This window comes from Arthrobacter sp. SPT-J7 (genome assembly GCF_059089965.1).
Genome location: NZ_JBNHFF010000113.1, coordinates 1 through 10,456, shown reverse-complemented (window position 1 = coordinate 10,456; position 10,456 = coordinate 1). Strand labels below are relative to the sequence as shown.

At 66.5% G+C, this 10,456-nt stretch carries 9 protein-coding genes and 1 pseudogene; 5 read left to right on the top strand and 5 right to left on the bottom strand.

Annotation, left to right across the window (positions count from 1 at the left end; translation table 11 throughout):
• Both AC5RWX_RS25760 and AC5RWX_RS25755 read right to left on the bottom strand, forming a co-directional pair.
• A partial coding sequence (locus AC5RWX_RS25760; protein ID WP_494099121.1) for an ArsR/SmtB family transcription factor occupies positions 1 to 420 on the bottom strand: 420 nt, incomplete at its 3' end.
• Between the two features lie 42 nt (positions 421 to 462).
• Positions 463 to 1,698 carry a mechanosensitive ion channel family protein gene (locus AC5RWX_RS25755; RefSeq protein WP_494099120.1) on the bottom strand — a complete coding sequence of 412 codons (1,236 nt, stop codon included), beginning with the start codon at positions 1,696 to 1,698 and terminating at the stop codon, positions 463 to 465.
• 320 nt (positions 1,699 to 2,018) lie between these two features.
• On the opposite strand from AC5RWX_RS25755, the gene ftsH reads away from it, so the two are divergent.
• Together ftsH and AC5RWX_RS25745 are read left to right on the top strand one after the other, a co-directional pair.
• A complete protein-coding gene (gene ftsH / locus AC5RWX_RS25750; protein WP_494099119.1) occupies positions 2,019 to 3,923 on the top strand; it encodes an ATP-dependent zinc metalloprotease FtsH in 1,905 nt (634 codons plus the stop codon).
• A gap of 120 nt (positions 3,924 to 4,043) precedes the next feature.
• Entirely contained in the window at positions 4,044 to 4,994 is a 951-nt protein-coding gene (locus tag AC5RWX_RS25745) for a 2-hydroxyacid dehydrogenase (RefSeq protein ID WP_494099118.1), read from the top strand.
• Between the two features lie 16 nt (positions 4,995 to 5,010).
• Here AC5RWX_RS25745 and AC5RWX_RS25740 read toward each other — a convergent pair whose 3' ends face one another.
• Together AC5RWX_RS25740 and AC5RWX_RS25735 are read right to left on the bottom strand one after the other, a co-directional pair.
• Positions 5,011 to 6,270, bottom strand: a complete 1,260-nt coding sequence (locus AC5RWX_RS25740; protein WP_494099117.1) for an MFS transporter — start codon at positions 6,268 to 6,270, stop codon at positions 5,011 to 5,013.
• Positions 6,267 to 6,728, bottom strand: coding sequence for a MarR family winged helix-turn-helix transcriptional regulator (locus tag AC5RWX_RS25735; protein WP_494099116.1), 462 nt, complete (start codon positions 6,726 to 6,728; stop codon positions 6,267 to 6,269). Before AC5RWX_RS25735 ends, AC5RWX_RS25740 begins: the two co-directional genes overlap by 4 nt.
• Before the next feature lie 368 nt (positions 6,729 to 7,096).
• Between AC5RWX_RS25735 and AC5RWX_RS25730 the strand changes: the two genes are divergently transcribed.
• Positions 7,097 to 7,426, top strand: a complete 330-nt coding sequence (locus AC5RWX_RS25730) for a GNAT family N-acetyltransferase (protein WP_494099115.1) — start codon at positions 7,097 to 7,099, stop codon at positions 7,424 to 7,426.
• Between the two features lie 49 nt (positions 7,427 to 7,475).
• Here AC5RWX_RS25730 and AC5RWX_RS25725 read toward each other — a convergent pair whose 3' ends face one another.
• Positions 7,476 to 8,810, bottom strand: coding sequence for an amidohydrolase family protein (locus AC5RWX_RS25725; RefSeq protein WP_494099114.1), 1,335 nt, complete (start codon positions 8,808 to 8,810; stop codon positions 7,476 to 7,478).
• A gap of 342 nt (positions 8,811 to 9,152) precedes the next feature.
• On the opposite strand from AC5RWX_RS25725, the gene AC5RWX_RS25720 reads away from it, so the two are divergent.
• Positions 9,153 to 9,635, top strand: a complete 483-nt coding sequence (locus AC5RWX_RS25720) for a hypothetical protein (RefSeq protein ID WP_494099113.1) — start codon at positions 9,153 to 9,155, stop codon at positions 9,633 to 9,635.
• 70 nt (positions 9,636 to 9,705) lie between these two features.
• Positions 9,706 to 10,456 (top strand): annotated as a pseudogene (locus AC5RWX_RS25715) (HNH endonuclease signature motif containing protein); the annotation flags it as partial.

The following is a 10,456-nucleotide window of genomic DNA, read 5'->3' as shown; positions in this document are numbered from 1 at the left end:
GTCGGCCTCGATGGTATTCCAGAACTGGTACTTGCTGCGGATACCGCTGACCGTAATGGCTTCCCAGAGCCGTTCCGGCGTGGTCTTGATGTAGATTTCGAAGATTTTTTCCATGGGACTTTCCAATCTGGATTTGAGGTCGCTGAGGCCAGCGGCCCATGGTTCTGCATATTTGCTCACCCAGCGGTCGTGGACGAGCCGGATGGGCACCGGGTTCAGGAAGTGCAGCTTTTCACGCCCCCGACGCCGGGTCACCACCAGCCCTGCCTCCTCCAGGATCCTGAGGTGCTTGGCGATCCCAAAGCGGGTCATGTCGAAGCGCCCCTCGAGGGCACCCAGGGTCTGGCCGTCCTCGCGGAAGAGCTCGTCGAGCAGGTCCCGCCGGGTGGGGTCTGCGAGTGCCTTGAACACGGCATCCATGGAACAATGATAGGTGACCGTTCAGTCACATATCAAGGGGTTTTAGTTCCGTGAGGCCAATGTCTGGTCCCGGTCCTGGAAAACGTCGCTGCCTGGGCCGGTGAAAGCGCGGGAGCGCTCGACCGCCTCGAGGGTGCCCGTGAACAGCTGGGACTCCTGAGGATCAGCGGGCGTCCTCGAGCCGTCGCGGGCGGAAGTGCCCAGCCCGCGCAGTGGCTGCTGACGGCGGTTGGAGGTCCCGCCGTCGGACGCTGCCTCTGTCCAGCGCTGCTGGGGAAGGGCCTCGGGATGGCCCTGCTGAAGGAAGCTGACCATGGCCTCGCGGATGAGGCAGCGCAGGTCGAACAGTGCGGCGCTGTCCGCGGCGCTGACCAGGATGCGGACCCGGACAAATCCGCCGGTGGCGTCGGTGATCTGCAGGATGCCCACGCGCTCGTCCCACAGGTCTGTGCCTGCCAGGACGGTGCGCAGTTCTGCGCGCATGTCTTCCACGGGGGCGCGCCAGTCGAGGTCGAACTCCACGGTGCCCATTACCTCGGACTGGCGGCGGGTCCAGTTCTCGAACGGCGTGGTGGTGAAGTAGGTGGAGGGCAGGATGAGGCGGCGGTCGTCCCAAATATGGACCACCACGTAGGTGAGTGTGATTTCCTCGATCCGGCCCCATTCCTTCTGGACCACCACGACGTCGTCCACGCGGATGGCGTCCGTGAAGGCCAGTTGCATGCCGGCGAAGACGTTCACCAGGGAGGTCTGGGCGGCGAGGCCGGCCACGATCGAGATCACGCCGGCTGAGGCCAGCAGCCCGGCGCCGAGGGCCTGGATGGCCGGGAAGGTCAGCATCACCGAGCCGGCGGCGAGCACCACCACCAGCGCCACACCGATCCGCCGGGCCAGGATCATCTGCGTCCGAAGCCGGCGGGCCCGCCGGTTGTCCGCGACGTCCACGCTGTAGCGTCCGAGCACCACCGCTTCGATGATCAGCAGCACTGCCACTGCCAGCCAGGCAAGGGAACCGATGAGGGCTATTAACAGCAAATGGTCGACAGCGGGCAGCCAGCTTTCGGCGGCGGCTGTCAGTCCCAGCGCGGTGCGGACGCCGATGAGGCACAGCGCCAGCCGGAGGGGCTGACGCGCCACCCGGGACGTGGCGTGCAGCTCCGGGCGCTTGCGGTTGAGGCGCAGGACGAGCTTGCGCAGCAGCCAGGACACGACCAGTCCTGCGGCCACTGCCAGCGTGACGGCAATGAATGGCATAGCGGGGTTCAGTAGGTCTTGCATTTATTAACCTGTATCAAGTTACGGAGGAGGGGTCGAAATTGACTGCCGCGCTTGCCTGTGGATGCAAGGCCGAAGGGGCGCCGCGGCCGGGCTTAACAGCTTGCAGCGTTGGCGGTATTTTGATCCTGTCAGCACAGGGATCCGGTAGCCCTTTCCGATGCGGCTGCCGGGCCAGGACGTCAGCCGCCTTGCAGCGGGCGGCCCTCAGGTAAACCGAAAAGGGTGGCTTGATGGCACACAACTCTCCGCTATCTCCCGGCCAGGGCACCCGTCCCGTGCCCGAATCCGAAAGCCGCCGACCGCCTTGGAGGATTGAGGGTATGCCCGGCCGGGGGGACGATGACGGCCGGTCCGGTGGGCGCGGGGGTCGGCTTCGGCCCTGGCTCTGGCTCGCGGTGCTCTACCTGGGTTTCTTCTTGATCTTCTCGTTCCAGGACCGGGCTGCCACGCCCGAGGCTGTGGCCTACTCCGAGTTCAAGGCGCAGGTGCAGGGCAACAACGTTGCCGAGGTGTTCTCCCGCGGGGACACAATTGAAGGCAAGCTCCGGCAGGAGAGGCCGCTGCCGGGCAATGACGGGAAGAACTACGTCCAGTTCGTCACGGAGCGGCCAACCTTTGCCGACGACAATCTGCTGGCCGCCCTTGAGGCCAACAACGTCACGGTTCGTGCCACACCCCTGGTCCAGGAACGCGGCGTCCTGGTCAACCTGTTGATCTCCATTGCGCCGATTGTGCTGCTGGTGCTTTTTTATCTCTGGCTGTTCAAGCGGCAGGCAGGGATGTTCGGGATGGGTGGCCTGGGCGGCCTGGGGAACAAGAAGTTCCAGCCCGTCAACCCGGAGAACATCCGCGTTACCTTCAAGGATGTGGCCGGCATCGACGAGGTGGAGGGCGAGATCTCGGAAGTGGTGGACTTCCTGAAGGGTCCGGAGAAGTACCAGGCCATCGGGGCGCGGCCGCCCAAGGGTGTGCTGCTGAGCGGCCCGCCGGGCACCGGCAAGACCCTCCTGGCGAGGGCGACGGCGGGTGAAGCCGGTGTGCCGTTCTTCCACGTCAGTTCCTCTGAGTTCGTCGAAATGGTGGTGGGTGTCGGTGCCAGCCGGGTGCGGGAGCTTTTCCAGGCCGCCCGGGAGGCTGCGCCGTCAATCATTTTCATCGACGAGATCGACGCGATCGGCCGGAAGCGCGGAGGCTCCCTGGCTGTGGGTGGGCACGATGAGCGGGAACAGACCCTCAACCAGATCCTGACGGAAATGGACGGATTCTCATCCTCTGAAGGCGTGGTCGTCCTTGCGGCCACCAACAGGCCGGATGTCCTGGACCCTGCCCTGCTGCGGCCGGGACGTTTCGACCGCTCCATCACGGTCCACGCGCCGGACCAGGCCGGACGGGCCCAGATACTCCAGGTTCATGCCCGCAACGTAAAGCTCGACCCCAGTGCGGACCTCGACGCGCTCAGCAGGGTCACGGCCGGCATGACCGGGGCCGAGCTGGCCAACCTGGTTAATGAGGCGGCACTTTTGGCGGTTAAGCGTGGGCACCCGGCGGTGAGCCAGCGGGACCTGCTGGACGCGCTGGAGAAGGTGCAGTTGGGCACCGTGCGCAACGTGGTGATGCCGGCCGAGGAGCGTCGCCGGACGGCCTACCACGAGTCGGGTCATGCCCTGCTGGGGATGCTGGAGGAAGGCGCCGATCCGGTACGCAAAATTTCCATCATTCCCCGGGGCAGGGCACTCGGCGTTACCCTTTCCACCCCTGACACCGACCGCTACGGATATGACGAGAACTACCTGCGCGGGCGGATTGTGGGTGCGCTGGGCGGGATGGCTGCGGAGCGGCTGGTGTTCGGCGTGGTCACCAGCGGTGCCGAGAGCGACCTGCAGACCAGCACCAACCTGGCTCGAATGATGGTGGGCCGGTGGGGCATGTCACCACGGATCGGCCCGGTCCAGGTGCTGCCGGAAGAAGGCGATCCCCGGGCCATGGGTGTATCCGAGGGAACGCTGGACCTTTTGGCGGAGGAAACCCGCTCCCTGGTGGACGCCTGTTATGACCGGGCCCAGCTCCTCCTCCAGGAAAACCGCTGGCGGCTGGAGTCCCTGGTGGAGCAGCTGCTGGCCAAGGAGACGATGGACGAGCCGGAGATTTACGATGCTGCCGGGCTGGAGCGCCCCACCCGTTCCGCGCAGCCGGCAGCGCAGCTCAGCCGGGACCGGGGTGAGTGACGCGGGCAGCTGCTGTTACCTTGTGGATTCAGTCCCAGTGCCGTCCCCCACTATGATCGCGTTTATGAACCCTGCAGAAGCGGTATCCGTCCTGGCCAACGTCAAGCTCCTGGTGGCCGCATGAGCCGGCGGCTGCGGGTGTGCCTGCCCAGTCAGGAACTGTTAACTGCGCTGGAGCCGATCGACGGCGTCGACTTCGTTCTCTGGGACCTGACCGGCACTGCGCCGAACGGCCGCTTCGACCTGTTGGTTCCGGCCTACATGGGCAAGCCAGCCGCGTTGGCGGCCTTGGAAGGCGTGGACGTCGGGCTGGTCCAGAGCCAGTCCATCGGGTACGACGGCGTCGCGGAGGTTCTGCCCAAGGGTTGCGTTTTCGCCAACGCGGCTGGGGTCCACGAGACCTCGACTGCGGAACTGGCCTTGGGAATGATGATCGCCAGCCAGCGTGGCCTGTCCGACTTCGTGCGGAACCAGGCGAGCGGAACGTGGGACAACAGCCAGCGTCCCAGTCTGGCGGACCGGCGCGTGCTGCTGGTTGGTTACGGGGGAGTGGGCAAGGCAATCGAGGCGCGGCTGCTGCCGTTCGAGTCGCACGTGACCCGGATGGCCAGCCGCGAACGCGAGGACCCGGCCGGCAAGATTTTCGGGATCGACTCGCTGTATGAGCAACTGCCGCTGCACGAGATTGTGGTGGTGAGCGTCCCCCTGAGCGAGCAGACGCAGCAGCTGGTGGACGCAAAATTCCTGGCTGCGATGCCCGATGGTGCCCTGCTCGTCAACGTAGCCCGCGGCCCGGTGGCGGACACCGACGCCTTGCTGGCAGAGACGTCGTCTGGCCGCCTGCGCGCCGCTTTGGACGTCACGGACCCGGAACCGCTGCCGGCCGGCCATCCGCTGTGGACTACCCCCGGCGTGCTGATTACTCCGCACGTGGGCGGGGCCAGCTCGGCGATGTTCCCGCGGATGGTCCGGCTGATCAAGCGGCAGATTGGGCTGATGCTCGAAGGCAAGGAGCCGGTGAACGTGGTGCTGGGCGGGGCGTCCCAAAAACTAGGTGCGGAAGGGCGCTGATACCAAGCGAGCCAGCTTAGACAGCTGGCTCGCGCCGCCTGCGGAATACGATCCGTAGGTTGTCGCGGAAGGTCAGCTGATTCCGCCGGCTGACTACGATCACTGCGCACAGGGCAGCCACCAAGACGACCGCCCCACCGGCAGCCACGGACCAGCGCGCGCCGAACTCAGAGCCGATCCAGCCCATCAGAGGTGCTCCAACGGCAGTTCCGCCCTGCAGGACCGCCAGGTACAGGGCCAGCACCCGCCCCCGGAACCGGGGCTCCACCGAGAGCTGGATGCTGGTGTTGCAGCTGTTCAGGAAGGTGATGGACGCCAGGCCCACAGGTATCAGCACCGCGGCATACAGCCAGAACGAGGGCGATACGCTGCCGAGGAGCGTGAAGAACCCGAGCCCGAGCGCCCCGCCCAGCAGGTACCGCAGCCGCGGCCCGGCCCGGCGTGCCGCGAGCAGGGCGCCTGCCAGTGTGCCCACCGCCATGATGGAACCCAGGAGCCCGAATTCGCTGGGGCCCACACCGAACTCGGTGGTGGTCATCAGTGCGTTGATGATGGGAAAGTTCATGCCGAAGGCGCCGAGGATGCCCACCAGGACCATGATCAGCACGAGGTCGGGCCTCTGCCGGACATAGCGGACACCTTCGGCCACCGGGTGCTTGCCGCGCCCTGCCCGCGCAGCCGGGGCCAGCTCTGAGGCGCGGATCAGGAACAGCGAGATGATGACAGCGGCGTAGCTGGCAGCGTTGAGCAGGAAGACCGGGCCTGTGCCCACCCAGGCGATGAGTACACCGGCGACGGCGGGGCCGGTGAGTCGGGCGGTGTTGAAGGATGCGGAGTTCAGCGCCACCGCGTTGGAAATGTTGTCCTGCCCCACGATTTCGGAGACGAAGGACTGGCGCGCGGGGGCGTCGATGGCGCTGGCGATTCCGAGGCAAAGGGCGGCCAGGTAGGCGTGCCACAGTTGGGCGGTACCGGTCACCACGAGCAGTCCCAGCGCCAGTCCGGTGAGGCCCATGGCCACCTGCGTCCACAGCAGGATCACCCGCTTGCGGTAGCGGTCCGCCAGCACCCCGCCGTACGGGCCAAGCAGCAGCATGGGAAGGAACTGCAGGGCGGTAGTTATGCCCACGGCGGCGCCGGAATGGTTGGTGAGGACGGTCAGGACCAGCCAGTCCTGGGCAACCCGCTGCATCCAGGTGCCGACGTTGGACACCAGCGCACCGCCTGCCCAGATCCGGTAGTTGCGGTTTTCCAAAGCCCGGAACATCGCACTCATCTGCCGCTCATCTCCTGCATGATGTGCGCGGCCCGGCTCAGCACCAGCCGGTCCTCTTCACTCAACCCCGCCACGCGCTGGGCCAGCCAGGCCGTCCGTTGGTTCCTTGCCTCCGCCAGAACGGCCCGGCCGGCGTCGGTGATGTCCACGTGGACCTGCCGCCCGTCGTCGGGATTGGCAGCCCTGGACACAAAACCTTGTTCGGCCAGGGCATTGACGATCCGGGTCATGGACGGAGCCTGCACATGCTCCCGCTCGGCGAGGGTGCGGAGGGTCTGCGCCCCGTTCCCGTTGAGCTGGGCCAGGACGGTGTACTGGCCCGGGGTGATGACGTCGCCGGTTGCCTCGACGCGGAGCCGGCGGGATGTGCGCATCACGGCCGTGCGGAGGTCTATGGCCAGGCTGTCGGGACTGACGGCTTCTGTCGTTTCGGCGTTTTCAGTGTTGGTGGTGGTCACGCTTGTGTTGCGCCTCCTGAAGATGCTTAGCAATGCTAATTAGTCCTGCTAATTAGTATGCTGCGGTCCCCTGCCAAGGGCAAGGCCTAGGAAGATTGATGTGCATCACCAGGCGGTAAGAGGGCGCCGTGCTGTGCCAAGGACGCAACGGGGGCGGGGCGATGGTTAGGCTGAGGCATGGACTATCAGTTGCGCCATGCAACCCCGGAAGACGCCGAGGCGACGGTGCTGATGCACACCCTGCCGCACGAGGAGTGCTACGCCCACCTGCTGTCCCCGCAGTTCTTCGCCGCCCGCCGGGACGCGATCCCGGAACGCGTGGAACGCCGGCGAAGCACCTGGGCGGCCCTGAACCGCGGATTATCGCGGTGGATTACAACAATGAAGTGGTGGGATTTGCCGACGCCGGTCCAGGCCGCGACGAGGACGGTCCCGTTCCGCTGGAGCTTTACTCGATCTACATTCTGGGCCGAGCCCAGGGGATGGGTTTGGGGACGGCCTTGCTGCAAGCCGCTGTCGGGGACTCGCCGGCGTACCTTTGGGTGCTGGAGGACAACCCAAGGGCGCAGGCCTTCTACCGCCGGCACGGCTTCTTGCCCGACGGCAAGCGGGGCCTGCTTCCGCCCGAGTGGGAAAGCGTGCCCGAGATGCGGATGGTCCGTGTTGGGCAGCGAACGGAGCAGCCGTTCGGCAATTAGCCGGACGCGGCCGGTTCCGTCACCAGCAGGTTGCCAATCCTGGCCAGGACTACAGATCGTTCCGCACCACCGCTCCCTGCGCCACTACAACGCGGATCTTCTCCAGGGCAGAGGCGTCAGAGAGTGGATCGGCATCCACCACCACGGCATCGGCGAGGCTGCCGCGGACCAGCCGCCCGGCGTCGTGCCGTCCAATCAGACGGGCGGCGTGGATGGTGGCCGACTGCAGGGCCTCCAATGGTGACAGCCCGGCCTCGGCGAGGAGGCGCGCTTCGGTGCCGATGGGGGTGACGTCGGTGCCGAAGGAGTCAGTGCCGGCCACGATGGTCACGCCGGCCTCCTTCGCCGCACCGACCGCGGCTTGCAGGACGGGCGTGTACTCCCTGCCGCGTGCCGCAAGGACCGGGTGGGGGGACGTTGCCAGGCTGGTGACGGCGTCCATGGTGGGCGTGAAGTAGGTACCGCGGCGGGCCATCTCGGCGATGGTGGCTTCGGAAACGAACACCCCGTGTTCGATGCTGCGCACCCCGGCCCGGACGGCGCCGTCGATGCCTTCTGCGCTGTAGGCGTGGCAGAGGACCCCGGCCCCGTTCGCAGCGCTCACGACCGCGGACAGGTGCTCCTGGTCGTAAACCAGTTCGCGCGGATCCTGCTCCGGCAGCCCGGCGCGGGGGTTGGCGCGCGTCTTGATGACCTCGGCACCGCGCTTGAGGTTGACGCGTGTGAGGTAGGACAGGTCCGAGGTTTTGGTGACGCCGCCGGAAAGGGTGGCCAGCGGTGCCAGGTCCGGGTCTGCCAGGAGCGAGTCACCGAGATCCGGCGAGATGAACAGACCCGCGGGGATCATGCGCGGGGAGATGCCGGGCGCCCAGCCAGGGAGCGCGGCGAGCGCCACATCCTGGTAGAAGGTACTCGAGCCGCTGCGGACGCTGGTGGCGCCGCCCTGCAAAAGCGCGCGGGCGTCGGCGAGCGCGTTGGCATGGACGTGCACGTCCACCAGCCCCGGGAGTACCCACTTTCCCGAGGCGTTCAGGACCTGTGCACGGCCGGCGACCGCGGCCACTGCCCGCCGCGTCTGGTCGCGGGTTCCAACGGCGGCGACCTTGCCGCCGTCGAGCACCAGCACGCCGTCCTCGACGGCGTCGCCGGTCTCGGGATCAACGACGGTGCCGCCTTCGACGATCAGCGGCGAAGCGACGAGGGGAGTGCCGTGGTAGTCGGGGCGGGACTGCTTGCCGGTGGCCTGTGCAGCGGGAGCGGTGCGGAGCTGGGCGGCGACGCTGGCGACTGAAATTCCGGCGAGAGCTGCGGCACCGGCCAGGATTCCGCGGCGGGAAAGGTTGGCCGGGAGTGTGGGCGCAGACGTGTGGTCATGAAGGCACATCATTGTCTCCTTTATCGGATTCGCCCGGACAAACGGGGGCTCCGACGATGCTACTTGCCTACAGGCGGGTACTGAATGGGCGGTCTGGGATTCCAGCCAGAGGAGAACCCGGGACATAGCACGACTGCCGGTCACATCCTGAAGCTGTTGCAACTATCCACCGAAGGGGCAGGCTATGGCTGCTGCCGCTGAGGTTGTTCTTCATGACGGCACCATCATTCCAGTTTCCGTTCATGGTGACGGTCCTACACTGCTGCTGCCGGTCCGGCTCGCGCCGCATCCGCCGGCTGAGGCTGAGATTATGCGCAAATGGGGCGGCGACCCTGACCTGGGGCGGCTTTGGTGGAAGGACTGTCCCGATCGAACCGGCTCATCGTGGCGGACTATGAAGGCCACCGGTTGGCCCAACCCGCCGCGTCCCGGCAGCCACCTGACCCGTGCGCTGTCGCAGTCGACGACGCCGAGCCGGGGGACTGGGACTCAGTGTCCGTGCAGACAACCGAGGCGCAGACACGGCGGTTCGTCACCCTGTACGAGGCGCTTCAGGATTTCGACGACTGCGCCGCCGCTGTGCCGCCCGGCCTGATCCGGCTGGCCTTCGCCGGGTCCGAGGACCAGATTGACTACAGCCCGCAGTGGGGCGGCGTCCGGGTAAGCATCGGCGAGCGGCTGGCCAGGCACCGCGAAGCGCTTACCGCCGCAGGCTGGGACATTCAGGTCCTTCCGGGGCTTGATCATTTGGGCGCTATGCACAGTTCGGTCTATGTCCTATCTGTGTGGGCGGCGAACGGCAACAACCTCGCCTTGGCGAAGGCGCCCGCCTAGCCTTCCGCCTTTGAGAATCCGGACGGGAGCCTCCGCGGCAAATGTCAGACCCTCCGGCGATGATTGGTGTATGGGAAAAGCGGCGTTGGTGGAGGCATTTGAGGTCATCAATGCCGCCATTGGTGCGCTCAATGCCGAGGTCGAAGGGTCTGATTTCGGGTCCTCATCGGATGCTGATCCGCTGGCCGGTCTGGCAGATGATTGTCTGGACATCCTCTCCGGCGCCGCGGGCGTGGAGGCCCGGGTAGCAGGATTGAAGGCCCGGGCTGCAGCAAAATGCGCCCAAGCCGCCCACGCAGTCGCGCCGCCGGAGGCGCCGGTACAGGCGTTGCAAATGGCAGTCGCTGCGGAGATCGGGTGTGTGCTGGCTATCGGTGGCCGTGCCGCGGATGCGTTCCTCGCCGCGTCCCACGCGGTGACTACATCCTTGCCGCGGTCCTTGGCTGCTTTGCAGGCCGGGACGATGTCCTGGCAGCATGCCGTAGCCATGGCGGATGAAACTGCCAGCCTGGATGAAGCCGGGGCTGCGGCTTTGGAAGCGCATTTCCTGGACCCGGACGCACCCAACCCCTCCCGGGGCTGCCCGATCGGGGAAATGCCCGCGTCCCGGTTCCGCCAAAAGGCTCGCATCTGGCGCGAAAAGCACCACAAGGAAAGTATCGAGGAGCGGCACGCCAAGTGCGTCCTCGACCGGAGGGTAGAGTACGCGCCGGACAGGGACGGGATGGCCTGGCTCTCGGCCTATCTGCCCGCGGACCAGGCCTTGGGGATCTGGGATCGACTCACAGCCATCTCCCGGGGTTTGCAGGGACCGGACGAAC